This is a genomic window from Variovorax trehalosi (assembly GCF_051216415.1).
GTDB lineage: Bacteria > Pseudomonadota > Gammaproteobacteria > Burkholderiales > Burkholderiaceae_C > Variovorax.
In genome coordinates this window covers 23,068-49,103 of the sequence record NZ_JBPJZG010000001.1, presented here as the reverse complement: position 1 = coordinate 49,103, position 26,036 = coordinate 23,068, and the positions used below count along the sequence as shown (strand labels likewise).

The 26,036-nt window shown below is 56.8% G+C and carries 24 protein-coding genes and 1 pseudogene; 14 read left to right on the top strand and 11 right to left on the bottom strand.

Features of this window, described 5'->3' with window-relative positions; all coding sequences use genetic code 11:
• Positions 1-5: 5 nt before the first annotated feature.
• Both ACSFA7_RS00235 and ACSFA7_RS00230 read right to left on the bottom strand, forming a co-directional pair.
• Complete coding sequence (locus ACSFA7_RS00235) at positions 6-1,001, bottom strand: Bug family tripartite tricarboxylate transporter substrate binding protein (RefSeq protein WP_435497543.1); 996 nt, start codon at positions 999-1,001, stop codon at positions 6-8.
• Between the two features lie 596 nt (positions 1,002-1,597).
• Positions 1,598-2,383 (bottom strand): IclR family transcriptional regulator, encoded by a 786-nt coding sequence (locus ACSFA7_RS00230; protein WP_435497542.1) that lies wholly within the window; start codon positions 2,381-2,383, stop codon positions 1,598-1,600.
• Between the two features lie 325 nt (positions 2,384-2,708).
• On the opposite strand from ACSFA7_RS00230, the gene ACSFA7_RS00225 reads away from it, so the two are divergent.
• The 6 genes from ACSFA7_RS00225 (at position 2,709) to ACSFA7_RS00200 (ending at position 8,080) form a co-directional block, all read left to right on the top strand.
• The gene (locus tag ACSFA7_RS00225) at positions 2,709-3,494 is read left to right on the top strand and encodes an enoyl-CoA hydratase/isomerase family protein (RefSeq protein ID WP_435497541.1); all 786 of its coding nucleotides are present in this window, start codon (positions 2,709-2,711) and stop codon (positions 3,492-3,494) included.
• An 18-nt stretch (positions 3,495-3,512) separates the two neighbouring features.
• Positions 3,513-3,911 carry a Zn-ribbon domain-containing OB-fold protein gene (locus tag ACSFA7_RS00220; RefSeq protein ID WP_435497540.1) on the top strand — a complete coding sequence of 133 codons (399 nt, stop codon included), beginning with the start codon at positions 3,513-3,515 and terminating at the stop codon, positions 3,909-3,911.
• Positions 3,908-5,059: a thiolase family protein gene (locus ACSFA7_RS00215; protein ID WP_435497539.1), complete on the top strand. Its 1,152-nt coding sequence runs from the start codon at positions 3,908-3,910 to the stop codon at positions 5,057-5,059. Before ACSFA7_RS00220 ends, ACSFA7_RS00215 begins: the two co-directional genes overlap by 4 nt.
• 4 nt (positions 5,060-5,063) lie before the next feature.
• Complete coding sequence (locus tag ACSFA7_RS00210) at positions 5,064-6,215, top strand: CaiB/BaiF CoA transferase family protein (RefSeq protein ID WP_435497538.1); 1,152 nt, start codon at positions 5,064-5,066, stop codon at positions 6,213-6,215.
• Positions 6,212-7,000, top strand: coding sequence for an alpha/beta fold hydrolase (locus ACSFA7_RS00205; protein WP_435497537.1), 789 nt, complete (start codon positions 6,212-6,214; stop codon positions 6,998-7,000). Before ACSFA7_RS00210 ends, ACSFA7_RS00205 begins: the two co-directional genes overlap by 4 nt.
• 87 nt (positions 7,001-7,087) lie before the next feature.
• Positions 7,088-8,080, top strand: coding sequence for a Bug family tripartite tricarboxylate transporter substrate binding protein (locus ACSFA7_RS00200; RefSeq protein WP_435497536.1), 993 nt, complete (start codon positions 7,088-7,090; stop codon positions 8,078-8,080).
• Between the two features lie 213 nt (positions 8,081-8,293).
• Here the strand turns inward: ACSFA7_RS00200 and ACSFA7_RS00195 are convergent, their stop codons facing one another.
• Positions 8,294-9,484, bottom strand: a complete 1,191-nt coding sequence (locus ACSFA7_RS00195) for an acetyl-CoA C-acyltransferase family protein (RefSeq protein WP_435497535.1) — start codon at positions 9,482-9,484, stop codon at positions 8,294-8,296.
• A 326-nt stretch (positions 9,485-9,810) separates the two neighbouring features.
• Between ACSFA7_RS00195 and ACSFA7_RS00190 the strand changes: the two genes are divergently transcribed.
• The 6 genes from ACSFA7_RS00190 to ACSFA7_RS00165 all read left to right on the top strand — a co-directional run bounded on the left by ACSFA7_RS00190 (position 9,811) and on the right by ACSFA7_RS00165 (position 17,048).
• Positions 9,811-10,782 (top strand): Bug family tripartite tricarboxylate transporter substrate binding protein, encoded by a 972-nt coding sequence (locus tag ACSFA7_RS00190; RefSeq protein WP_435497534.1) that lies wholly within the window; start codon positions 9,811-9,813, stop codon positions 10,780-10,782.
• 43 nt (positions 10,783-10,825) lie between these two features.
• Positions 10,826-11,359 carry a type II 3-dehydroquinate dehydratase gene (locus tag ACSFA7_RS00185; RefSeq protein WP_435497533.1) on the top strand — a complete coding sequence of 178 codons (534 nt, stop codon included), beginning with the start codon at positions 10,826-10,828 and terminating at the stop codon, positions 11,357-11,359.
• 6 nt (positions 11,360-11,365) lie between these two features.
• Positions 11,366-12,130: an alpha/beta fold hydrolase gene (locus ACSFA7_RS00180; protein ID WP_435497532.1), complete on the top strand. Its 765-nt coding sequence runs from the start codon at positions 11,366-11,368 to the stop codon at positions 12,128-12,130.
• 157 nt (positions 12,131-12,287) lie between these two features.
• The gene (locus ACSFA7_RS00175) at positions 12,288-14,273 is read left to right on the top strand and encodes an aconitase family protein (RefSeq protein WP_435497531.1); all 1,986 of its coding nucleotides are present in this window, start codon (positions 12,288-12,290) and stop codon (positions 14,271-14,273) included.
• Positions 14,274-14,359: 86 nt separating this feature from the next.
• On the top strand, positions 14,360-15,160 hold the full coding sequence (locus ACSFA7_RS00170; RefSeq protein WP_435497530.1) for an HpcH/HpaI aldolase family protein: 801 nt from the start codon (positions 14,360-14,362) through the stop codon (positions 15,158-15,160).
• 244 nt (positions 15,161-15,404) lie between these two features.
• Positions 15,405-17,048: a 3-(methylthio)propionyl-CoA ligase gene (locus ACSFA7_RS00165; RefSeq protein ID WP_435497529.1), complete on the top strand. Its 1,644-nt coding sequence runs from the start codon at positions 15,405-15,407 to the stop codon at positions 17,046-17,048.
• A gap of 114 nt (positions 17,049-17,162) precedes the next feature.
• Here the strand turns inward: ACSFA7_RS00165 and ACSFA7_RS00160 are convergent, their stop codons facing one another.
• The 7 genes from ACSFA7_RS00160 to ACSFA7_RS00130 form a co-directional block, all read right to left on the bottom strand.
• Entirely contained in the window at positions 17,163-18,035 is an 873-nt protein-coding gene (locus tag ACSFA7_RS00160; protein WP_435497528.1) for an amidohydrolase family protein, read from the bottom strand.
• 26 nt (positions 18,036-18,061) lie between these two features.
• Positions 18,062-18,745 (bottom strand): amino acid ABC transporter permease, encoded by a 684-nt coding sequence (locus ACSFA7_RS00155; RefSeq protein WP_435497527.1) that lies wholly within the window; start codon positions 18,743-18,745, stop codon positions 18,062-18,064.
• Positions 18,746-18,786: 41 nt separating this feature from the next.
• Positions 18,787-19,500 carry an amino acid ABC transporter permease gene (locus ACSFA7_RS00150; RefSeq protein ID WP_435497526.1) on the bottom strand — a complete coding sequence of 238 codons (714 nt, stop codon included), beginning with the start codon at positions 19,498-19,500 and terminating at the stop codon, positions 18,787-18,789.
• Positions 19,501-19,549: 49 nt separating this feature from the next.
• A complete protein-coding gene (locus ACSFA7_RS00145) occupies positions 19,550-20,470 on the bottom strand; it encodes an amino acid ABC transporter substrate-binding protein (RefSeq protein ID WP_435497525.1) in 921 nt (306 codons plus the stop codon).
• Positions 20,471-20,556: 86 nt separating this feature from the next.
• Positions 20,557-21,549: a Bug family tripartite tricarboxylate transporter substrate binding protein gene (locus ACSFA7_RS00140; protein ID WP_435497524.1), complete on the bottom strand. Its 993-nt coding sequence runs from the start codon at positions 21,547-21,549 to the stop codon at positions 20,557-20,559.
• Positions 21,550-21,575: 26 nt separating this feature from the next.
• Positions 21,576-22,757, bottom strand: coding sequence for a M24 family metallopeptidase (locus tag ACSFA7_RS00135; RefSeq protein ID WP_435497523.1), 1,182 nt, complete (start codon positions 22,755-22,757; stop codon positions 21,576-21,578).
• Positions 22,758-22,803: 46 nt separating this feature from the next.
• Positions 22,804-23,868, bottom strand: coding sequence for a threonine aldolase family protein (locus tag ACSFA7_RS00130; RefSeq protein ID WP_435497522.1), 1,065 nt, complete (start codon positions 23,866-23,868; stop codon positions 22,804-22,806).
• Positions 23,869-23,990: 122 nt separating this feature from the next.
• Between ACSFA7_RS00130 and ACSFA7_RS00125 the strand changes: the two genes are divergently transcribed.
• Entirely contained in the window at positions 23,991-24,878 is an 888-nt protein-coding gene (locus tag ACSFA7_RS00125) for a LysR family transcriptional regulator (RefSeq protein WP_435497521.1), read from the top strand.
• A 199-nt stretch (positions 24,879-25,077) separates the two neighbouring features.
• Positions 25,078-25,284, top strand: a pseudogene (locus tag ACSFA7_RS00120) (IS3 family transposase); the annotation flags it as partial.
• Positions 25,285-25,338: 54 nt separating this feature from the next.
• Here the strand turns inward: ACSFA7_RS00120 and ACSFA7_RS00115 are convergent.
• On the bottom strand, positions 25,339-25,935 hold the full coding sequence (locus tag ACSFA7_RS00115) for a TetR/AcrR family transcriptional regulator (RefSeq protein WP_435497520.1): 597 nt from the start codon (positions 25,933-25,935) through the stop codon (positions 25,339-25,341).
• Between the last annotated feature and the right edge of the window lie 101 nt (positions 25,936-26,036).

The window sequence follows — 26,036 nt, the reverse complement described above, 5'->3', positions numbered from 1 at the left end:
CATAGCTAGTCCACCGCTGCGCCAGTACGCTTAACCAGCTTGCCGTGTTTATCCAGTTCGCTCATTAGGAAGTCGCGCGACTGCTCAAGCGTTAGAGTTGGGGGCAGGCTCCCTTGTGATTGCTGATAGGTGCGCACCTCCGGCGTCGAGAGTGCTTTCTGAATTCGTCGATACGTGTCCGCGACGACAGGCGCTGGCATCCCTGCTGGCCCAATCACTGCAATCCAGGAATCGAGGTTGACACCTGGCAATCCGCTCTCTGCGAAAGTCGGGATGTCGGGCATGAATGAACTCCGCTTCGGCGACGTAATCGCAATAGCGCGCAATCTTCCAGCCTTAACCTGCTGCTCGATCATGACCAGCGGCAACATTCCGAAATCGACCTGCCCGCTCATGATGTCGGTCAACTCTGCTGACGCCCCTTTGTAAGGAATGTGTTGGATCTGCACACCCGCTTCGTTAAGGACGTGTTCAGCCGCCAAGTGCAGCGCCGTTCCATTGCCTGCGGAGCCATAAGAGAACCGCTTCGGATCGGCCTTCAACTCGGCGATCAGTTCCTTAGTGCTTTGGGCGCTCATCTTCTTTGGGTTGGTGACTAAAGCAAGTGGCCCAGAAGCCACGACCGAAACGAGCGTGATGTCTCGGGATACATCGAATGGTGCGGACTTGTAGATGAAGGGATTGATGACTAAATTTGAGGAGACCAGACCCAGGACAGAGCCGTCCTTTGGCGCACGCGCAATCTGCTGCGTGCCGATCATTCCCCCTGAACCAGGGATGTTGTCAATCACAACCGGGAGCTTGAACGCAGCGTTCATAGCGCCCGAAATTGCCCTCGCAAAGGCGTCGTTGCCCGACCCTGCTTGATTTGGAACGATGAGGCGAAGTTGCCCGCTCCTTGTAGCCTGTGCGGATGCCGTTGCAGTCATCGCCAAAGGCAGGCAAGTCAGCACGGCCACAGCTGCATACCGACGGCCAGAGTGAAAAAACTTCTGTAGCATCTTGTCTCTTTCGTTATGTTCACGTGTGCAGTTGAGCAGGACTGCTTCGTGATATCTTTTAAATCGGCACGCCTTGGGCGACGCCTAAACACTGGCCTAGCGCTGCAGGTGTCCTGAAAAGTGGGTGTCACTTGACGCATGCAGCGGTGCGACGACGACGCCCCACATCTTTTCCGCAGCTGCGCGGCAGCTCGAAATGTAGAGTCCTTAGGGCAGTGCAAAGCTTCCCTTTTTGCAGCCGGCCGTTCGCCGTTCGCGAGGACGGCGTGGCCCTAAAGAACGGCGCAGCATTGAGTGCCCGGACGAGCGGCATCCTAGGGTTTGCCCCCGAATGCGTGATGCAAACGCGGTCTGGCAGGCTTGTTCGAAGCGCTTGCCTAGTTAACTTTGGGCAGCGGAAAAGTCGCCCGTGGCAACGACCAAGTCTATGCACCTGTTGTGCCGCTGGACATCTTCACGGCACTGCTTTCATGGGCAAGGGCCAACGCGCAGCATTTGCTATCGATTCCTGGACCCAAATCGTCTCGTATTGCAACCCGTGGGTTGGCCCCTGCACAAGGTGCTGCGTATTCTGCCCAATAGCGTGCTCGAAACGACTAGTCGGCTCGATTTGGCATATAGCCTAGAACTTCGCTCATCTTCCTGGCCTGTTCGACCATCGTATTTGCAAGTTCAAGCTCCTTCGAATCATCGAAACGAGTTTCTGGCAAGCTAATACAGAGTGCTCCCACGACAAGCCCCGCACCATTAAATACAGGGGCGCCTAACCCAACAGCGCCAGGGATTCGCTGACCTTTTGTAAGTGCATAGCCTTTTTTCCTGATTTCAGCGAGTTCAGATTCCAGGATCTGGAAATCGACCGGCATACCGGATGTGGGGGAAACGCCTGCCACATCCAGACTCTTCTGAGCGCTTTCCCGAGGTAGGAATGCAAGGATAGCCCGCCCGGTTGCTCCAAATGCCAAAGGTGCGATTTGAAATGGTTGAGATTCATACCTTAAGGGATGACGTCCATGAACTATCTTTGCAATCATCCCCATTCCGTCAGAGGGTCTGTAGAGGTTAAAAATGCATGTTTCCCCTGTCGCACTGGCAACCGTTTTCATAAAAGGTTCAGCAACGGCGGTGACGTCGATGCGGCCAACAACCAATCCGCTTAGGCGGAGAAATTCAAAACTGAGGCGGTAGCTACCTGCCCGCCCTCCTCGCTCCGCGAGTCCAGTTTCGACGAGCAGTCCGAGGAGCCGGTGGCCTGTCGATGTTGGCAGCTTCATCTTTTCGCTCACCTGCGCCACCGAAAGATCACCCTCGGCCTCTGCCAACACTTTGAGCAACAGGGCGACTCGCGCGACCGTCCCGGTCATAGCTTTTTCACTGTTCATTGGTCGCTGCTGACGGCTACATAGGGCGACAGTTTCGCCCTGCTCGTCTGATGGTTGAAAAGCTAACTATAGAGGAGTGGGCAGGACGCACGCGCGAGCTTGCAAGGCCCTTGGCATCCGTTTGGACCAGGGAAACCACTAATGACAAGCAACGAGCATGAAGCAAAATTACTGTTAAATGGGATGTCATCCCGTTATTCGGGATTATAAACAGCGCAAAGCTCAATCCGGTCCATCGAACTCGAGGGCTCCAGAGTTGAGCTTCTTAGGCTGATCCCGCCCGTCATACATCCTTGATCACGTCAACTTCTGAAAGCCACTTTCCATGTCTCAAACTCTGCTAGATATCAAACGCGAACCAGGCATCGTGACATTGACTTTGCAAGGACCGTCAAACGGAAACCGCCTCACACCCGACGTTTGGAAAAACCTTCTACAGCTCGTTAGGGACTTGGAGAAAGATGAAGCGACACATGTCCTAATCATTACGGGTTCGGGCAGTGAATTCTTTTCTAGCGGCGCTTTGAGTCCCACCATTCGAAAAGAACTATCGAAAGAAGACATCGTCGGAATGCTCAAGTGGGTTAATAGGCTCCTCGATGATATCGAGGCGCTGCCGCAAATCGTTATCTCGGCAATAAACGGCGAGGCGCGTGCCGGCGCAGCCGAACTAAGCATGTCCTGCGACATTAGAGTAATTTCCGATACGGGATCCATGAGTCTTCCAGAAGCGGCTTGGGGAGGATTTCCAGGCGCAGGCGGGCCAGTCCGGTTGCCAAGCATTGTGGGGCGTGCCCGCGCGCTTGAGATCATTGCTACAGGGCGTCGGGTATTAGCGTCGGAATTGCAGAGCATCGGCTTTGTGAGTGCGGTTTATCCAGCCGAAGAACTGATGCCGGAAGTGATGAAGCTTGCAAAACAGATCGTCGCCAACGGTCCACTTGCAATTCGTGGCGCTAAACGAGTTGTCAATGCCCGTATGAACTCCGGGTTTTCGAGCTCGCGACTCTTATCCGATGCTCTCCGAGCTGCTGTTGAGTACAGCAGTGACGTGACCGAGGCAACTCAGGCACACGCTGAGGGTCGCCCGCCGCGATTCACGGGTCGCTAAGGCACCAGGTGCACTTCGATGACTACTAGCTCCATATCCACCAAGGACGCGCCGAGTGCCAAGACGGTTGGAGAGCCGCCTCCGCCTCCTTTCGCCTGTTCTCACTGCTTGGCCTGCGGGTACAACAACTTTCCAGCTTCGGAAATTTGTCCGCAATGCTGGTCGCGAAATATCCAGCTCACAGAGCTGTCCGGGAACGGCGTTCTATATAGCTTTTCTTCGCAAGTATTTGCTGGCGAAAAGCATTTCGTCGGCTACGTCGACTTGCCAGAGCAGGTTAGAGTTTTCGGGCGCCTAACGAGTTCAGAGCAGCAAAGGCCAAGTTGCGGCACTCGGGTCACGCTGACGGCTATACAGCCGCCTGGCAGCGGCCCATGCTTTGCGTTTGCACCATCGGACGAAAGGGCGACTGAATGAATCGCGCGGTCTATGTTCTCGGAACGGGGATTCAGAAGTTCGGCCGGTTTCCTCACCTGACGCACAAGCAATTCGCTGCGCCCGCTGTGCTTGAGGCACTTCAAGAAGGCAACCTCGAACACCAGGACATTGACGTGGCCTACGCGTCATCGGTGTTCGGCGGCTCAATGATTGGTCAGCAAGTTCTAGGACAACTTGGCCTCTCTGGGATTCCCATCATCAACGTCGAAGATGCCTGCTCCAGTAGCGCAGTCGGAGTACAAGAAGCAGCCGCTCGGATCGCAAGTGGTCGCGCCGAGGCGGCTGTTGTCATCGGCGTTGACATGCTCTCCAAACTCGGTGGCGGCGCATTGCCACTCAATCGTGAGGATTGGGATGCTATCAACGGCCTTAGCATGCCAGTCCTCTATGCGATGCGGGCGCGCCGTTACATGCATGAATATGGACTTGATGCCCGGAGCTTTTCCGAAGTCACGGTGAAAGCAAGAGCACACGGTGCGCGCAATCCGCTAGCGCAGTTCTTCCAAAAGCCGGTGACGCTAGATGAGGTGAACTCATCACGCGAGATCGCAGATCCGTTTCGGCTGCTCCACTGTTGTCCAACTGGTGACGGCGCCGCAGCGGTAGTACTTGGTTCGGAAAGACTGCTCAAAAAAGCGTCCAGCGGACTTCGTCCCGTGCAGATCGCTGGATCAGGGCTTCATTCTGGCAAGTATGAGCCCGGCCCTTACTCGATGACAACGTCTCACGTTTCAACACTTTCGGCCAAAGAGCTGTACGAATCGACTGGCGTCGATCCTAAAGACATCGATGTCGCCGAGATTCACGACTCGTTTTCGATCGCCGAGTTGATGTACTACGAGGCGTTTCAGTTTTGCAAACCAGGAGAGGCTCTTGCTCTACTTCGCAGCGGATCGACTTCGTTAGGAGGAAAACAAGTAGTCAACCCTTCTGGGGGTCTCATGTCTCGCGGACATCCGGTGGCTGCCAGCGGCGTCGCCCAGATCGCTGAGATTGCACGCCAACTTCAAGGCAGAAGTGGCGCGCACCAGGTGACGAATGCCCGTGTGGGTCTTGCCCACGTGACCGGCGGAGGCGTCGCTAATTTCGAGCATGGCGCATGCGCCGTAACCCTCTTGAAAAGCTGATCACATGACCAAAACGCAAGGCCCTCTCAACGGCGTACGCATTGCCGATTTCACGTCTTTTCTTTCTGGACCGTTCGCAACTCAAATTCTCGGCGACCTTGGCGCAGAGGTGATCAAGATCGAACCACCGGAGGGAGATATGTCGCGCTCGGTGCCGCCCAGCTTCGTCGACGGCTCAAGTACCTATTTCGGAAGCGCTAATCGCAACAAAAAGTCTGTCGTACTGGACTTAAAGAGTGCAGCCGGCGTTGCTGCAGCTACCCGGATCATCGATGAGGCAGACGCGGTGGTTGAAAACTTTCGGCCGGGGAAACTCGCCCAGCTGGGTTTGGACGAGCATTCAGCCCGCTCCCGAAAACCTTCGCTTGTTTGGGCGAGTATCTCGGGCTTTGGCCAAGATGGTCCACTGCGTGACCGACCGGCATACGACATGATCGTTCAAGCCATGTCCGGGGTTATGAGCCTTACTGGCACCCCAAGTGGTGAGCCGGTTCGGGCAGGCATTCCAGTCGGTGACTTATGCGCCGGGTTGTACGCCGTCATCGGGCTTCTTTCCGCCCTTTTGGAGGCGCGACAAACTGGGGTGGGACGTACCGTTGACGTGTCGATGCTGGACGTGCAGGTAGCAATGCTGTCGTACCACGCGGCGAGCTATCTGCAAGGCGGGCCCCTTCCGGGCCGGCAAGGAAGCTCACACGACTCCATTCCCAGCTACCGATGCTTTCGTAGTCGCGACGGAATGGTGATTGCAGTCACCGCAAATACAGCAGGAATGTTCCGAAGCCTCGTAGCGGTCTTGGGAATGCCGGAACTCGTTGACGACCCCCGATTCAAGGACTTCAAGGTCAGGTACGAGAACCGAGCGGAATTGATCAACATCCTCGATGCGGCCTTTGCCAGTCGAGAAGGGACAGAAGTCCTTGATGCTTTGATTGCCGCACAGGTGCCGGCTGCGATCGTTGATGACCTCAATGGCGTCTTCAAGAATCCACAAGTGGTTCAGCGCGGTATGCGTCTTGAGGTGCAGAGTCCGCGAGACGAGCAGGTAATCGTTGTGCCGGGCGATCCACTGCGCTTCTCGCCGTCTGGTCGAACTAAGCACGACTTCCCTCCTCGGCTTGGCGAGCACACTGAAGAAATTTTGGGGCGCGCATGAGTCAACGATTCGTGAGGCTGCCGTCTGGGACAACCAGGATGCATGAATGGGGCGTCTCAGCAGATGACCCGATTCCCCTTGTTCTACTGCACTCCCTCGGTGTTGAAGGATCCTCTTTTCGCTGGCTGGCAGCTGCCATGGCACGCCGCAGGGCATCTTGGATCCTCGCCCCAGACCTCAGGGGACATGGGGCTTCCACTGCGGATGAAGCTTCAATTTCCCTCGAAGGAATGGCTCAGGACGTTCTTGACATGCTCGATGCATTGCAAGTCGAGAAAGCGCGACTGTTGGGTGCCTCAATGGGCTCGTCAGTGGCACGCATTGCGGCATCTCTGGATCCCCACCGTTGGACGAGTGTCGCCCTGGTCGCTGGAGGACCGAATCCTGTTGCAGCACTCGCAAGTAGGGGGTCGCCAGCCCTGGCCGGGGGGATGGTGGCAGTTGAAGACGAGACGATCAGGCGCTGGTTTTCTGAAATAGACATAGCAACCAACCAAGATTGGGTGCGGTATGCGCGTGACCAGCTACTCGCGCTGCGGCCAGAGGTCTGGGCCGCAAGCTGGCGGGCAATGGCAAGTTTTGAACCCATTCCTCCGCTGAGCAACGAGCTGCGTTCAATCTGCATTGGAGGCAGTTCAGATGCTTCTGCAACACCAGCAATTGTGCACGATTTGAAGAAGGTAGCGGGTGTAAAGACCGGGCCTATTTTCATTGAAGGGGCCCACCATCTGCTTCCATTATCAAATGCTGACGAGCTTGCCGAGATTCTTATCAAGCATTTGTAGCATTTTTCAACAGCATTACTATGCTTATGGAGCTGCTTGAATGCGATAACCCAATCTCGCAACGGTAAATTTGAAATTGGAGACAGCATGACTTCTTTCCAACCCGATTTTCGCACTAACCGCCGCAAAATCATCCTTGCTGGCAGCTTAGCAACTTTAATTTCTCCACTTGCTGCCCGTGCGCAAGGTGATAAACCGCTCTCAATCGTGGTTGCATATGCTGCCGGATCGTTGGCCGATGTGATGGCGCGATCTTTGGGTGTCGAACTTGGCAAGAATTTGAACGTTCCGATAATTATCGAAAACAAAACCGGCGCAAACCAAATCGTTGCGGCCTCTTATGTTGCTCGCGCGCAGCTTGTCAGTAAAACCCTCTTTTTGGCAGCAATGCCATCCGTGATTCCGCCGGCGCTTAAGAGCAATCTGCCCTTCGCCGGTCTGTCGGACTTTGCTCCAGTTGCATCGCTCCTGACGGTGCAAGCCTTGCTTGCAGTCGGGCCGAATTTTCCTGTGAAAAATTTTAAAGAATTCATGGCCGAGTTGAAAGCGAATCCGGGAAAATATAGCTACGGGTCAGCGGGAGTCGGTAGTCCACTCCACCTATTCACCGAACAGCTGAATGCAGAAATCGGCGCCAAATCCAACCATGTGCCATATAACTCTGGGCAGGCTGTCCTTTTAGACCTTACGGCTGGTCGACTGGACTACTCAATGGTTCCAGTCTCAGCCTATGAATTTGTGGCTAGTGGAAAGCTAAGAGTTCTTGGGTCGACTGGGCTTGAGCGGACGATTGAATTGCCACAAGTGCCGACTCTACAAGAAGGAGGACTCAAAGGTTTCGAAGCAATGTTCACATATGTACTGCTAGCGCGGAAAGACACTCCAAAGGAAGATATTCTGCAGCTGAACAAGGCTATTGATCACGCAAAACAAGATCCCGAGTTTTTTACAAAACTGAAATCTTTTGGCGGCATTAAAATCTCCAATGTCGGCAGTCCGGAAGAAACGGGGGCACTGGTAAAAAGAGAAGAAAAACGCTGGAATGAGTTGGCCAAGGAAAGAAACATCCAGTTCAATTAAACATTCGTAGCGCCGGCTTCTAATCCTGCCGGTTAACTACGATGGTTTTGAAAGTTGCATTGGATCGGCGGGAGTGAGCAAAAGCTCAGGTTCGGTGAGCCATAACAGGCGACTATGCCCTGCAGTGCTACCAGACCTTCCTCGGCGCAGAGGCCATCACGATGAACTTCATGGCCATAGCCTCTTGTTCATCGGGATTTCAACGCCAAGCCCTCAAACGCGTTCGAATATCGCTGCGATCCCCTGCCCGCCGCCGATGCACATCGTCACCAGGGCGTAGCGGGCACCGGTGCGATGCAACTCGGCGATGGCCTTGGTCGTGATGATCGCGCCGGTGGCACCGACCGGATGGCCCAGCGAAATGCCCGAGCCGTTCGGGTTCACCTTGGCCGGATCGAAGTCCAACTGCTGGATCACGGCGCAGGCCTGCGCGGCGAAGGCTTCGTTCGATTCGATGACGTCCAGGTCGCTCACCTTGAGCCCCGTGCGTGCCAGCACCTTGTGCGTGGCCGGCACCGGGCCGATGCCCATGTACGCCGGCTCGACGCCCGCGTGCGCGTAGCCGACCAGCCGCGCGAGCGGCTTGAGTCCGAGCGCCTTCACGCGGGCGCCCTCGGCCAGCACCACGGCCGCGGCACCGTCGTTGATGCCCGAGGCATTGCCGGCGGTCACGAGGCCGTCCTTCTTGAACGCGGGCTTCATCTTCGAGAGCGCCTCGGCCGTGGTGTCAGCGCGCACATGCTCATCGGTGTCGAACAGCACGACGCCCTTGCGCGTCTTGACCTCGACCGGAACGATCTGTTCCTTGAAACGGCCCGCCGCAATGGCCGCGGCCGCGCGCTGCTGGCTCGTGGCGGCCAGCGCGTCCATCTGCTCGCGCGTGATGCCGTAGCGCGCCGCCACGTTCTCGGCCGTGATGCCCATGTGGATCTTCTCCCAGGGGTCGTGCAGGATGCCAAGCATGTAGTCGACCAGCACCGCATCGCCCATGCGCGCGCCGTGGCGCGCCGCCGTGTCGAAGTACGGGCCGCGGCTCATCGACTCGGAGCCCCCGCCGATCGCGATGTCGCAGTCGCCGAGCGCAATGGCCTGTGCGGCCGAGACGATCGCCTGCAGGCCCGAGCCGCAGAGGCGGTTGACGTTGAAGGCCGGCGTCTCGATCGGGCAGCCCGCGTCAATGGCGGCCACGCGACTCAGGTAAGCATCCTTCACGTCGGTGGGAATCACATTGCCCATGACCACGTGGCCGATGGCGTCGAGCGCGACGCCGCTGCGCTCGAGCGCCGCCTTCACCGCGGTGGTGGCCAGCTGGGTGTTGGGGACGTCCTTGAGCGAACCGCCGAAAGTGCCGATGGCCGTGCGGGCGGTGCCGACCACGAAGATGTCGCGATTGTTAGCAGTCATAGCTCTCTTTCATGAATGGGGGCAAAGGTCAGGCGTGCGTGAACGCCGCCTTACGTTTGTTGACGAAGGCATCCATGCCTTTCTTTCTGGTCGGCGGTGGCAAACGAAGCATGGAACAGCGGCACTACAAATGAGTCCCCCTTGGCAGTTCCAAAATCCCGATCAACGGGATAAGTTGCCGATTAACGGGATTAGACCTAGCGCATTCTGCCCCCTGTCAACCCCATTGACAAGCCACCACAGGCAAGCAATCATCTCGATTAACGATTCTTTATCCCATTAATCGGGATCAAAGCGCACTCGATACGGATAACTAGGAGACAAGCATGCTTAGAAATTCACTCTCGCGCCGAAAGTTTGTCGCTTTATCAACGATCGCGCTGGCGAGCGGCCACGGGTTGGCGCAATCAAACTACGTCCGGATCATCTTGCCGAACGCTACGGGGTCGGCAGTTGACGGTGCAATGCGCGTGGCGCAGAGGTATCTCTCGACGGCGCTCGCCGCCCCCGTCGTTTTGGAGAACATGCCAGGAGCTGGCGGCATAGTGGGGCTGCAGGCGCTTTCGCGCGCCGCTCCGGATGGCAACACGCTTTCTGTGGTTTCGAGCAACGTGGTGATTTTGCCCAGTATGTTGAAGTCGATGCCATTCAAAATACCGGACGACTTCACCCCCGTTGCGATTGTTGCCGACGGTGCGATGGTACTCGTCGTCAATCCCAAAAAGATCGATGCAAAAAACAGTCAAGAGTTTATTAGCTTGCTGCGAGCGAGAAACGGCGAACTGAACTATGGGTCAGGAGGAAACGGCACAACACTGCACCTTTCCACAGAGTTGTATTTGAGTGCAGCCGAGGCGCGCGCCAAACATATTCCTTACAAGGGAGTTGGACCAATGCTCAACGATCTCTTGAGTGGAGAAGTCGACTTTGCTAGTCCAGCGCTGATCAGCGTGCTTCCTCACATTCGAAGCGGCGCACTGCGTGCTATTGGCGTATATACCCCCCAAAGAGCAACCGCTGCGCCAGAAATCCCAACCCTGGCTGAGCAAAAATTTCCGGGCTTCAAATTCGATGCTTGGTTAGCCGTCTTGGGGCCCAAGGGCATGTCCAACAATTCAATCGCTAAGGCGCACTCCGCTGTGGCCTCTACGTTTCAACAGCCCGATGTAGTCGCCGCTATGGATGCCAACGGCTTCAATATCAGGATTACCACCCCCACAGAAGCGACAGAGGAGTTTATCCGGGGCAGAGAATTGAGTAAGGGCTTGGTCCAAAAAGCCGGGCTTGAACCTCAGTAGCAGAGCACTAAATTCGATCACTCACCTATTACGGCCATCATCCATGAGCAACTCTAAGACATTTAGCATTACGCGCGTTGGCGATCAAACACACCGCATTGCGGTAATCGACGGACCGAATATGTCGTATCTTGGAAGAAGAAATAAACGAATGTACGGCGAGATCGACTCACTTGATAGCCTCAAACAGCAGGTGGTGCAATTTGGCAAACAGCTCGGCGTCGATATTGAGAACTTCTCGTCCAATTATGAGGGCGCCATCCTTGAATACATTCACGAAGCGGCTGAGCGCGTCGATGCATTCGTGATCAATCCCGCTGGCTTGACCACAACGGGGCAAGCGGTTCGCCAAATCCTTCAAGAAGTAGGCAAGCCCGTTGCGGAAGTTCACTTCTCGAATATCTCAGCAAGCGCGGCTTCGGCACGGGGAGCATCAGTAGGCCCAGGTGAATCATTGTTCACGCCGACTGCCACTGGTCTGTGCATGGGTTTTCGACAATACAGCTATCTGGCGGCAATCTTAGCCGTCACTTTTACGCTGGACGACGAGGAGTTTCACAGATCTCTGCGCTCCTAGATTGACATGGCATCGAGAATGCTGTGCCGTGGTCAAACTGCAGTCGTCGGGCTTCACTCTGCGTTCTTCGACGGCTCCATGTTCTCCGAACTCGAAAGCCAGCTGGCCAAAGGTTCCATTGATACGCCCACCTACCGCGGGCAAAATGGAATTCCAAAAGGCGAAGACCTCATAACGATTCAACTCCTTGCAAGCGACTTCATTGCCTATGTTGAATCGAGGTATCGCGGGACCCCCGTCAAATTTATAGGTAGCTCGATGGGGGCCTACGTGGGCATTCTCGCTGCAAGCGCTAGACCGGGGCTTTTCGATTCCCTTGTTCTCGTCGGCACTACCCACCAGCCGGAGTCAAATCCAACAGGTCAGGAGCCTTTGATCAAGATGCTTGAATCTGAGCGAGGCGACAGAGTCGCTTCAGCGATAGCAGCAGCTATGTTCGGCAATTCAACCTTGAAGATGCAGCAAGCACTTGTGGATCGTTGGAAAAAACATTTCGAAAACGCTGGACCTGGAATGGTGGATACAGCCCTAGCGATTCAGTCCCGGCCTGACATGAGAACCTCGTTCTCAAGCATTCGTTCACCTGTACTAGTACTTGCTGGAACAGAAGACAAAATTCGTCCCGCTCGGGATTCGGCAGTAATGGCCGTCGACCGGCCTGGAACGCTGTTCGCAAGTATTGCGGACGCTGGCCACACGCCAATCGTAGAGCAGCCTTATTTGGTCGCGCGCATTATTTTGGGTTGGTGGGCAGGACTCGATCTGGATTAGGGAAGCGGGAACACCGAAGCTGGCGCGCAAGATGAGGTGACTTGGCCTGGCAGCGCTGCACTCAGGCTGTTTCGCGTTCGGAGAACGGCAGGCTGCACAACGAGAAGTTCTTTAAGCAGCCACGCTACTTAGACTTCGAAGGGATGGAGAGACACAAATGACCCACCTTGAACTTCCTGGCCGTATTCTTTTTATGTGTGATGACGAAGGCAAAGTTCGAGCCCAGTTGGCCGGCGCCAATCTTAGCCGCAGCGATGCAGGACAACTGCGCAACGACATATCGACCGATGAGATTACGCCTGGCCCTTCGCTGGTCCACGTCGATAAGGAGTTGGGTCGCTACGTCTACACGGGTTTTAGCGCTGGGGGCACTCAACCTATCAGCAGGGATGCGACGCTTGCCGGCAATTTTTCCGTCACCGTAGGTGGTCGCCGTTTTGGCAAGGGGTCATCGCGTGAGCACAGCCCGATGGCACAGCGGTATGCCGGCATTCGCTTGGTGATTGCAGAGAGCTTCGAGCGAATTTATCGGCAAAACGCTGACAACGTTGGCCTCTATACCTCCACCGACCTGGGTCTTGTCGATCGTATTCAGCGTGGCGAGCAGATTGAGATAGAAGAACTTCTTGCTCCGCGTGACAAGCTGGCGGCCTCAATCCTTCGTATGGGTGGGCTGCTTCTCTACGGTCGTGAGCACCTGCAGTCCGTTCAAAGCCAACCTGTGTCTGAGGACGATCACAAGCCCTTGACGCTCACGCAGAAGATTTTGGCGAGGCACGTGGTTAGGACGAGCCACACAAGTGGCGACTTAATCCCTGGGCAAGGCGCCTTCGTTCGTGCGGACTGGCGCTACATCATCGAGGCCTATACCGGAATGGCGGGGCACATGATGCACGCCACTTTCGGCCGGCCGCTGAAGTTGGTGGACCTGCCTTCCATCATAGGATTTGCCGAGCACGCGTCATACATCAGCCATCACCCCAAGTACCTCTTTCCTGCAAAGGCACCGGTCGGCATGAGAGTCATGCACGATACCCACGACGCGTTCATGAAGGAATATGGAATCCGTTCGCACGGATATCTGCCAGGTTCTGGCGGCTCTGAAGGTATCTGTCATCCTCTCATGGCCGAAAAATACGCGCTCCCGGGACAAGTACTGGTGGGCACTGACTCCCACACGCCTCATTCGGGCGCGCTTGGATGCTTAGCGTTTGGCGTTGGCACAACTGACATGGCCAGTGCCATGCTAACTGGCGCTGTTCGGTTAACTGTGCCCGAAACGCTTCGTATCGAGTTCAACGGCGATGTGCCAGCAGGCATCACTGGCAAGGACCTCGCCTTGAGCCTACTTGCCAATCCAAAGATCCGTAGCGGTCTTGGGCTCGGGAAGGTATTCGAATTCGCTGGGACCAGCATTCGCCACTTGTCGATCGACGAGCGAGCGACATTGACGAACATGGTGGCAGAGCTCGGCGGTTTTGCAGGGATCGTCGAGCCTGACGAGAAGACCTGTGAGTTTTTGCGTGCGAGGCGCGGCGTTGACTTCACGCTTGAGCCTTGGATGAAAAGTGACCAGGGCGCGAGCTATTCAGACATTATCGTGGTCGACACATCTGAGCTGTCGCCAATGGTCGCTGCGCCTGGCGATCCTGGAAACGGCGTGCCACTGTCGACCCTGACCGACCGGCCGAAAATCAACATCGCTTTTGCCGGGTCATGTACTGGTGGGAAGCGTGAAGACTTCGATGGTTATCACGCCGTCCTATCATGGGCGGCAGACCGTGGCTTGAAGGTGGCGGATGGCGTCGAGTTCTATCTCCAGTTCGGCACGCTGGCCGTTCGCGACTACTGCGAAGCCAACGGCTATTTGAAGACTTTTGAGCGTGTCGGCGCGACCGTCCTGCTACCCGACTGCGGTGCGTGTGCCAACACTGGTCCAGGCGCGTCTTTGCGGTCCGACCAGGTCACAGTCAGTGCGCAGAATCGCAATTTTCCCGGTCGCTCTGGTCCTGGACAGATTTGGCTAGCCAGTCCACCTACTGTCGCGGCAAGCGCAATCGGTGGCGAGTTGTTGTCCTTCGCCGAACTCATGTCGCGGTGCGATGAGCAAGCCGTAGGTGCTGCCCTTCCGTTGGGTGGATAACGAAGGACCGCGCTTCACCCGTTAGCTCGTGAGCTCAAGGTGCGGGCCTTCCACGTTGAACCAAGCTGCAACTGACAACAAGAAATATGCGTCTTCCTCTCATTTCACTCAAGCAACGTGCTACTGCAGCCGGTGGTGCGTTGAGCAATGGTTATTGCATGATGCCGGGCACATTTAGTGCTGAGATTTTTGCATCTCAAGGTTTCGACTGTGTCACGATCGATTTACAACACGGCTTGATTGGCTCCTCTGAAGCAATCCCGATGCTTCAGTTGCTAAGCCGCTTAGATGTGACTCCTCTGGTCAGGGTGCCAGCGCTGAACGAGGGAGTGATCCAGCAGATGTTGGATGCCGGCGCTTTAGGTGTCACCTGTCCAATGATTGAGACGAGTGAGCAAGCCGCCCGGTTGGTCGAGTATGCCTACTACCCTCCCCTTGGCCGAAGAAGCTTTGGGCCGACTCTGCCGCTGAGTCAGTATGGAAGTGAGTACTTGGAGCAAGCCAACACCACCATCGCTACGTTCGCGATGATTGAGACCGCCCGAGGGGTGGAAAACATTGAGGCCATTACCGATGTCGACGGCCTGACGGGGATCTACCTGGGTACCATGGATTTGGCAATGTCCCTCGGGCGCCCGAAGGCAAAGCTTTTTGAAGATGAAGTCTTAGATGCTGCAGTGTCGACAATCGTGAGCCACGCGAAACGGCGCGGCTTGGTTGTTGGTTTGCTCGCCTCGGGCCCCAGCGGACTTCGTAGAAGTATCGATTTCGGATTCAACTTCATTACCGCCGCGACTGACATTGGCGCCATGAGATCGGACGCAGAGCGAGCAGTGAAGGACTACAGAAGCGCGTTGGTACAGCCCGCTCACATCAACGCAAAGTAAGCCTCGCTGAGTGGTTTCAGCACGCGCTCAACTCTCGATCATTTCGTTTGCAGCGATGCGTCCGATTGCCTTAGATGCAGGTGCGCCATTAAGCCCGCCATAGACCTGTCGGCCCGAACAAACGCATCCGACATCGAATAGACCGGCACAAGCTATCGTTTTGTTGCTCTCTCTGAGGCACAGCATGGCCGATTGCCCGAGGCGGTCTGTAGCGCTACGCCAACTTTAAAAAAAGGAGACACCCATGCTGGGTTTGATGCAAGACCAACCGCTTCTGATCTCGTCGCTCATCGAGTTCGCTGAACGGCACCATAGCGACGCCGAAATTGTCTCGCGCCGCGTTGAGGGCGATATCCACCGAAGCACCTGGAGCACGGTCGCGTCGCGTGCACGGCAGGTCGCCAATGCGTTGGACGGTGAAAAACTTCTCTTCAGTGACCGAGTAGCTACGCTTGCTTGGAATGGCTATCGCCATCTGGAGCTCTACTACGGTGTGAGCGGTACAGGCCGCGTATTGCACACCGTCAATCCGCGCCTCCACCCGGACCAGATCGCCTGGATCGCCAACCACGCCGAAGACCAGATCCTCTGCTTTGATTTGAGCTTCCTGCCGCTGGTGCAAGCCGTGCATGGGAAGTGCAGAACAGTGAGGAAATGGATTGCCCTGTGTGACGCGGATAAGCTTCCAGTGGATAGCGGCATTCCCAACCTCGTGAGCTACGAGGCCTGGATGGGCGATCAATCGAACAACTTTCACTGGCCGACCTTCGACGAGACCTCGGCGTCAAGCATGTGCTACACCAGCGGCACAACAGGCAACCCAAAAGCCGCTGTCTACAGCCACCGCTCGACACTCTTGCACGCCTACGCTGCTGCCCTGCCCGACGTGATGCGGATCTCCGCGCGCGACTCGATTCTGCCTGTTGTCCCAATGTTCCACGTTAACGCCTGGGGCATTCCGTACTCGGCCGCGCTGGCGGGCGCAAAGCTCGTGTTTCCTGGCCCAGCGCTCGATGGCAAATCGGTGTACGAACTTATCGAAGCTGAAGGCGTCACGTTCGCGGCCGGCGTGCCCACCGTTTGGCAGATGATGCTCGGCCACATGCAAGCCAACCAGCTGAAGTTCTCCACGCTCAACCGCACCGTAATCGGCGGCTCAGCCTGTCCACCAGCGATGATTCTTGCGTTCCAAGAGGCCTACAACGTAGAGGTTCTACATGCTTGGGGCATGACCGAAATGAGCCCACTCGGCACCCTGTGTACGCTGAAGAATAAGCACCTATCTTTGCCGCCCGATGAGCAGCTGAAAATCCGCATGAGGCAGGGCCGCGCCATCTTCGGCGTGGACATGAAGATCGTCGACGGCAACGATAAGGAGCTTCCATGGGACGGCAAGGCCTCCGGCGATCTACTAGTCAGGGGACCGTGGATTTCCAAAGAATACTTCAAAGGTGAGGGCGGCGACCCCCTCATTCGCGATGAGCAAGACCGGGGCTGGTTCCCTACCGGAGACGTTGCGGCCATCGATTCCGACGGCTATCTTCAAATCACAGACCGCAGCAAAGACGTGATCAAGTCGGGCGGCGAATGGATCAGTTCCATCGAGATCGAGAACATCGCCGTCGCGCACCCGGCCGTTGCCATGGCTGCCTGCATCGGCGTGTACCACCCTAAGTGGGACGAGCGGCCGATCATCGCGGTCGTGAAAAAGCCCAACGCGGACGTCGCGCGCGAGGAGCTGCTGAAGTTCTACGAGGGAAAGGCCGCCAAGTGGCAGATTCCCGACGACGTGGTTTTTGTCGAGGCGATTCCGATCGGCGCCACCGGCAAGATCCTCAAGACCCGGCTGCGCGAAATGCTGAAGGACTACAAGCTGCCTCAGGATTAGGCATGAGCTACCCCGCCGACATCCCATCTGACGTTCGCGGAGTGGGCCCTCCCCCAATGAAGCCGCATTCGATGCGGAGCGACACCGCAACTTCATATGTTGGCAGGCAGCACCTCAAGCGTCCTTTCCACGCAGGTTTTGGACACCGGCCCTGGGAAAGCCGTAGAGACGTTCAGGGTTCGATACCAAAATCTTGTCGAGGGTCTCTTGGTCATCTACCCAGGAAAGCAGTTTCCGCATAAAGCTTTTCGTATCCGTCGGATTTTTGAGTGATGTATGGGGCCAATCGCTACCCCAAACAACACGGTCGGGCGCCACGTTGATCCAATGCCGCGCTATTTGATCGACGTCTTGGTAAAAAGATTGTTCCCCGGTTTTGGAATCCAGATAAGGCGCAGAAACCTTTATCCATGCTCTGCCACTGCGCAAGAGCCTTTCAATAATTGCGGCTGCGGGGTGTTGAAGACCTTGTTTCACAGGGAGCCTTCCCAGGTGATCGAAAACAAGTTCGACCGATAATTCATAGAGCATGCGTTCATGCTCTACGATTTGATCGGCAGTCCAATGGAGCTGCAAATGCCAGCCAAACACCTTGATCCGATCTGCCAACGGGGAAATCATGTCAAAGGAGGTCGGCGCATTTTCCGGCGTATAAAGTGTAAACCGTATGCCTCGAATTCCCTGTTCATCCAGCAAGGCCAACGTCGAATCACTCACGTCTGGCCGAAGCACAGCCACTCCGCGGGCGCGGTGAAGGCCCAATTGTGCAATCGCATCTGCAGTCACTGCATTGTCAACATCGTAATTGCGCGGCGTGACGATGACGGCCCGGTTCGTCTGCAAATCTCGTTGAACGGATGTGTATGCGCCAACGGTGCACGGAATTGCATCCATATCGTCAGCGCGCAGAATTTCACAAAAACGCGGATCGAAAATATGCAAGTGTGAATCGCATGCATTGTGAGGAATCACGAGATCGGAAGCCATTGGAAGCCTAATAAAAAATGAATCGCTTAAACAACAGCTTTGCGCTGCAGATATTTGACGCCGCCTGATGCGCAAACGCAGATGACGAGATAAATTGCTGCCGCGAAGACGTACAGTTCCACCACCCGCCCGTCTCGTGCGCCCAGCTCCGATGCAGCGCCGAAGAAATCGGTTAAAGACAATACATACACAAGTGACGTATCCTGGAACAGGACGATAATTTGCGACAAAATCGTGGGCGCCATGTTTTTGAGAGCTTGCGGCAATACCACCAATGTCATGGCCTGGCGATAGTTCATGCCAAGCGCGAATGCCGCCTGCACCTGTGGTTTGCGAACGGAGCCGATGCCGGCTCGCATGATTTCGCAGAAATAAGCGCTCTCAAACAAAATGAACGTGACGAAAGCCGACGTGTAGCCACCGACCTGCACGGGCTGAGTCGCTCTCAATACCCACCCCAAGATATACGGCGACAGAAAATAGATCCAGAATATCACCAGCAATAGCGGTACCGACCGCATGGTGTTGACATAAATCTCTACAACTTTGGAAAGAACGCGGACATTTGCAATGCGAATAAGTGCCATGCCTGTCCCGATGAGCATCCCCATCACTGCGGACGCCAGGGTCAGCTCGAGGGAGAAGCGCATGCCGGTCGCAAAAAGATACTGAAGCTCATTGCCTGAACTCACGCTGTCGAAAATATTCATGGTCAATACCGCAAAGATTATTTTGAACTACATCGCTGTCTTTAGCGCTGCAGCACCTCCAGCCGACGCATACCGCGGACCACAATAATATTTAACAAGAGGTAGATGATCGTGGCCGCACCGAATGCTTCGAAAACATGGAAGCTAAATTCTTGCATCGATCGAGCCGCACCCGTAAGCTCAATAAGGCCGATCGTCATTGCAACCGATGAGGATTTGACCGTCGACATAAACTGTGAGGTCAATGGCGGAATCACCATTCTGAAAGCTTGAGGCAGGATGACATAACGGTACATTTGTACGGCGTTAAATCCCACGGCAGCGGCTGCGTTTTTTTGACCGCGCGCTACCGACTGAACGCCTGACTTGATGATTTCCGTGACATGTGCGGCTTGATAAAGACTCAAGCACAGCAAAGCTGGAAAAAATTGCGCCCAGGGTGCAGGCAAACCCTTGATGGCATTCCCCCAGGCGCTCGGGATTATTTCCGGAAAAACAAAATACCAAAGAAACATCTGAACCAGCAGCGGAATTCCACGAAAGAATTCCACGAAAGCGGCCGAAACGATCCTCATTGTTTTGCTCGGAACCGTTCTGCCTATGCCAAAAACCGAACCCAGGCAAAAGGCAAAAATCCATGCGAAAATGGCCAGGGATAATGTCCACGCGGTTCCAATTAACAAAGACTCATAAAACGTGTGAACACCATCAAGAGACGTCTCGCCAAAAATTGACCAGTTCCATTTGTAATTCATGGCAAATCTCTTCGACGATTATCAATACCCTACGACAATCCAGACGCGGCTACTCGTAGGCTTTGGGATCTGGAGAATCGGTCGGATTGGCCAGTGCTTTTTTGAGCTCGGCGCTCATCGGGTATTTCAGATTGACACCATGCGGCGGCACAGGAGCATTGAAATATTTGTCATAAATCTTGGCGACTTCGCCGCTTTGAATCAAGGACACGACTGCAGCGTCGACTGCCTTTTTGAAGCGGGGATCATCCTTCGGCATCACAATTCCGTAGGGCGCGACGACGAGCGCCTTGGTGCCGATGACGTAATCGCTAGGCGCGCCAGACGTGGCGACGAGTGCATATGCCATTCCGTCGTCAGCCACTGTTGCCGCGGCGCGCGACGTTTTCACAGAAAGAAAAGATTCGGGAGCGTCTTTGACCGGAACGACTGACATACCGAGTTTTTGTTCCGCATTGATTTTTTGAATCACCGCGAGGTTCAGCCCGCCCGAAAGACTGGTGACGGTTTTACCTTTGAACGCTTGCACGTCGTTCATGTCCAGCTTGCTGTCTTTTTTGCCCAAAAGGACGACCTTGGCGACAAAGGTCGTCGGCGCGAAATCGACAAACTGGTGGCGCTCCGCGGTGTTGGTGGTATTGCCGCACTCCAGGTCGATGGTTCCGTTGGCGAGCAACTGCAGACGAGTGGCTGAGGTCACCGGCACATAGCGGATGTCTACTTCGGGAACGGCGAGAGAAGACTTGATGATGTCCGTCACCCGTTGGCAAATCTCGATCGAATACCCCACCATCTTCTGGTTGCCGTCCATGAACGCGAATGGCAGCGAACTCGTGGGAGAGCCTATGGAGATGGTTTGCTCAGCCTTGATCTTGTCGAGGCGGCTGGGCGTTTGCGCGTGGGCCGTCAAGATGGAAGCAAGGAAACTGGTTGCGACGGCGGCAACCGCATGAAGGCTCTTGAGTTTCATCTCATTCTTTCAAGGTGGGTGAAGGTAATTTTCCGGATCGGCTGATTCAGGTTTCAACCCAAATTGATGCCTGCGGCCGATGCAAATCAGCGGGGCCTCAGACGTTCGATTTCCTTCATTTCGGAAGCAAAAATCGGTTCATATTGTTCGCCCGCAGTACCAAGCGACAGATCGTTCAGATTGTTCTTTTGCAGGTATTCGGTGAAAACCGTGCCCGAACGTGCTTTCAACATGCTTTGTTGAAGTTCCTGGTAGGCCTTGGGGTTTTTCTCCGCGAAGGCGGCCGACACCACGTAGACGCCGTAACGCGCCAGGAAATGCGGCGAAGGCATCTTCACGCCGTAGCCCGTCATCAGGCTTTCGAGCGTCGGGGCCTCCGGCCAGCGTGGGCTCTTCTTGTCGGAGCCGATGAACAGCGCGGTGGTCTTCGTGCGCATGATCGAGCGAACGAAATCATCCCCTAGGTTGGCCGTCACCTCGCCGGCGAGCAGCGCATTGATGGATTCGGAGCCGCCTTTGTAGGGAACGATGGTCGCGTCGATCTTGAGGTGCTCGACCAGCCACTGCGCCATGGTTTCCTGGGCCGAGCCGCCGGTGACCGAGATGGACAGCTTGCCGGGCTTGGCTTTGGCCTGCGCAACGAACTTTGCGAAGGTATTGAGCTCCGAGTCGTTCTTGACCAAGAACACACGCGGCTCATGCAGGTCGGCCATGATGACGCGGAAGTCCGTTATCTTGAAGTTCGCGCTGCCTCGCGCGACAGCGAGGTTCAGGTCCGGCTGGTTGATGGCCAGCACCGTGGAGCCGTCCGCGCCCTCACGCAGCAACGTGGTCGCGGCGATCTGGCCGCCCGCGCCAGGGACATTTCGCACGAGGACATTGCGACCGTTCAGGACAGTCGAGAGTGGAACGGAGATCAGCCGTGCGAAGGCGTCAGTGCTGCCGCCAGGGGGATAGCCAACGACGATCGACAGCGGTTTGTCGCCCTGGGCATGGACGAGACGCGGTGCGGCCATCGCAAGAACTGCAGAAGCCATTGCCGCGGAAAATTTGCGGCGGCTGACTGAAACGTCACTCATGACTGCTCTCCTTCAAGAGATTCGACTTAGCCCAGCAGGCGGTCGTCGTAGGGGGTGGTATTGAGTTGCTCGACGCCGGTTGCCGTCACGACAACGACGTCTTCGAGGTGGGCGCCGCCGACGTGCGGTTGGTCCGGCAGGACCACGCGCGGCTCCAGGCACATGACCATGTTTTCTTCGACAACGAAGTCCACGCGGCGGTCCACCAGCGGCTCGCCATGCAGGCCGTAACCCAGCTGGTGCCCGGTGTTGCCGGTGTAGACGTAATCGCCCCAGCCGTGGTCCGCGATGACTTCGCGGGCGCGGGCATCGATGGCCTTGCCGGTCACGCCCGGGCGGATCATCTTTTTGGCTTCCTGCAGCGCCTCGTACGTAGCGCGGTAGATGGCGCGCTGCGTGTCGGTCGGCTCGCCGCCGCAGAGGACGGTGCGGCCCAGGTCGGCGGTGTAGCCCTTGACCACGGCGCCCAGATCCAGGATCACCATCTCGCCTTCGCGGATGATCTTTTCGGTGGCGATGCGTTCGAACATCGAGGCGTTCGGGCCCGATGCGATCAGCGGAATGAAGGGCTCGAATTCGGAGCCGGCGCGCCGCATCGCGGCCACTGCGGTGGCCGAAACGAAATGCTCGCTCACGCCCGGCTTGATCGCTTCGATGGCGGCCAGCGCGCCCAGGTCGGCAACCTTCAGCGAGTTGCGGATGAGTTCGACTTCGAGCGGGTGCTTGACGGCGGTGAGCTGCAGCCACATCGGCGTGACGTCGCCGATCTGCAGTGCCGGCAGTGCGCGGGTCAGCCCTTGATAGACCATGTGCGGCATGATGTCGGTGCCGATGCGGCCGGCCGAAACGCCATAGTCGCTGAGCATCTTTTCGATGATCTCGTGCCACTTCGAGACATGCGGCAGGCGGCGTGCATCCTCGATGTCCGACTTGAACTTGATGCGCAGGTCATCGCTGCCAGAGATGTAGCCAACGATGGGCGGCTTGCCCTTGACCACCAGAGCGACATATTCCGGTTCCAGGAAGGGACGGAAACCCTTCACATAGAAGTCGGTGACGTAGCGCACGGCTTCAGCCTTGAAGAAGAGGAAGGCATCGAAGCCCGACTCTTCCAGCGCCTTCTGCAGCTTCTGCTGCTTGATCGCATGCAGTTCGTCGCCGGCGTAAAAGCTCGGGGGTTGCTTTTCGAATTGGATTTCTTTGTTCATGAGAGCCTCTTTGGTTGGATGAAAACGCGGCGTCTGACTTGGCTGTTCAGGCCTCTGCCTTGGCTGCAGCAGCGGTCGCGGCCACGGCGCGGAAAGCCTGAACTGCAGAGTCGACAGATGCGGAATCGATGTGACGATGGGTCACGCACCGCAGGAGCGCGGGCCCCCAGGGGCGTACCAGCACGTTGCGTACGCGAAGCTCGGCTTCCCACTGCTTCGCGTTCAAACCGGTGCCCGACAGGTCGAGCTGAACGATGTTGGTTTGGGGGTGACGGATGCGCAGTCCCGTGATGGCACCCAGCCCCTCGGCCAGCGCTTTTGCCTGGGTGTGGTCTTCGTGGAGCCGGTCGATCATCGAAGTCAGAGCCGTGACGCCCGCAGCGGCGGCAATGCCGACCTGGCGTTGCGCACCGCCAAGCAGCTTGCGCAGCCAACGAGCGCGCAGGATGACTTCCTTGGAACCCACCAGGACAGCACCCATCGGCGCGCTGAGCCCCTTGGAGAGACATACCGAGACCGTGTCGGCATAGGTGCACAGTTCCGCAGCGGGCACGCCGAGGGCCAGGGCCGCATTGAACAGCCGAGCGCCGTCGAGATGCACGTGAACGCTCGCAGCGTGCGCCGCTTCATAGACCTGGCGCATGTGGTCCAGGGATGCGACCGAACCGCCTTCGTTGTTGTGAGACGTTTCGACGCACACCAGGCCCGGCTTGAGGTTGCCCTTGGTCGAGCTCAGCGTTGCCTTCAACACGTTCAGATCCATCGCGCCATTCGGATCAGGGATGGGCTGATAGAAGGTTCCGGTAAAGGTGGCCGCACCGCGTTCAGCGGTGTAGATATGCGAACCGCTGCCGGCCAATACCGTATCTGCCCTGTCCACCTGAGCAAGGATCGACAGCAGGTTGGCCATGGTGGCACTCGGCGCATACATGCCAGCTGCCTTGCCGAGGAGCCCGGCGGTGAAGCGTTCAAGTTCGGCGGCCGTCGGGTCACCGTCCAATCCGTCGTCACCCAACACCGCCCCGCGCATCGATTCGTACATGGCTTCGGTCGGAAGGGTGACGGTATCGCTGCGAAGGTCGACCGTAGAGGTCAGAGTTGAAGGATTCATGATTCGCGGTCTTGTGGTTTGCTGATCGAGGACTGCGTCGTCCCCCTTGTATGGAGCGGATTTTGGCAGCGCGTGCCTTATCGAGAATTGATATATTCACATTTCAACTTTGAGTTGAACTCATGAATATCAGCTCCTTGAACACCCTTCGTGCCATCCTGGTGCATGGCACATTTACCGCCGCCGGTGCTGCGGTCGGCTGCTCTCCCAGCGCCGTTAGCCTGCAGGTCCGCCAGCTGGAAGAGTTCTTCGGCCAACCGCTTTTCGATCGCAGCACGCGGGTGGTCAGGCCCACTCCGTTCGCAAGAGAAGTCGCGGCAGCTGCTTCCGATTTCAGCAACCGTCTGGACGCCCTGCGGGCCAAGCCGACGATGGTGATCGAGGGGCGGTTCCGGCTCGGCGTCATCACCAGCATGCAGAGCGACCTGATGCCGCCGGCGTTGCAGCTTTTGCGGGCACGTCACCCCGGTCTCGACGTCCGCATTCCGCCCCTCAATGACACCGACGAGCTGCTGACCGAGCTACGCGCCGGGCGGATCGAAGCCGCGTTGCTGGTGCGTCCTGCAGCGGGTGGCTCGACGCGGATGGTTTGGCAGGACCTGCACAAGCAGCCCTATGTCATGCTGGCTCCGCCCAACGCTACGTCCATCGACCCCCGTCGGCTGTTGGCCGATCACGGATGGATTGGTTACGACACCAGCCTGCCGGGTGGAAAGATTGCTGCCAGGCATGTTCGTGCCCTGGCACCTCACATCGCCTGCAGCCTGGAACTGCGGTCGATGGATGCCATCGTGTCGATGGTTTCTCTCGGTTTGGGGGTCACGGTGGTACCCCAGCCGCGGCATCAACTCCTGCAGGCATATGAGTTGAAGGAAGTCAGCCTCGGCAAGCTGGCACCGTTCCGCCGTATCTCACTGGTTTGGCGACGCACGGATGACGGAAACAGAAAGGTGATCGAGGTGGCCAGTGCTTTCGCAGAGGTTCAAAAGGCCAGGGTCATCACCGTCTGAATCGCATGGCGCGGTATCACGATTGGGGCACCGCACCAAACCTGCGCATCTAAAGAAATTTGAGGGAAGCGCTTTCGATCTGGCGCGAAAGCCCTTTTCCGAGCCCTTGTCCGGGAAGCAGCAACTGCCGCTGTTGGATTCCGCCGCTCTTTGATCTTCGGGGGTGCGGACAAAAACTTGGGCTACCAGGAGGTAGTTCATGTATTCGCACGAAGACAGGGTTCGAGCGGTCGAGCTCTACATCAAGCTCGGCAAACGCGTCAGAGCGACCATTCGTCAGCTGGGTTACCCAACCAAGAATGCCTTGAAAGGCTGGTGCCGGGAATTCGAGCAGCGCCTCGATTTGCCCGTGGGCAATATACGGGTCAACGTACCCAAGTACTCGCAGGCGCAGAAGGAGGCGGCTGAGCTGACACCGGATAAGCTTCGAGTCGATGCGGAGGACGTTGGACTAGCTGATCTAGGAGCCGAAAGAACCAAGAGGCGTTGAGGAAAGCCTCGATAGGACTGCGGCGCGGCAGACGTCCAGAATTTCATCGGCGAGTGGCGAGTCGTCAGGACATGCCCGCGACAGCACGATGGCACCGACTGCCTGCGCAATGATGTCGATCCGCCTAGCGCGTGCGTCGCCGCCCTGATCGCCCTCATCTGGCGCGCCGAACTGGCTTCCCAGGGCCATCAGCAGGCTTTCAATGCCGGTCGCAAAAGCCGTCTTGATCGCCGCCGGCTGACGCGCCGCGTCTCCGCATAGCGCGGCCACCGTGCAGCCTTCAGCACGAGCGTCGCGATGCTCTCGGGACAGGTATTGCTTGACGACCGCCGCCGCATCGGCCCCTTCGGCTTTGGCCGCCGATTGGGCAAAACCACAGATAGCCGCTTCCGCCAGCAAGTCGGCCTTGGAACCGAAGTGCTTGTAGAACCCGCCGTGGGTGAAGCCGGCGACCGCCATCAAGTCCGCAATCCCCACCCCGTCGTAGCCACGCTCGCGAAACAGGGTCGAGGCCGTTTCGACGATGTGCGCCCGGTTGGCCTGCGCCTGCGCTTTGGTGACCTTCATGTCCAGGATCCCTCTAGATGTGCCATCGGCAAAGTCTTGAATATACATTGATGTTAACTATCATCAAAATCCTTGACAACAAAGATGATGATCGACATCAT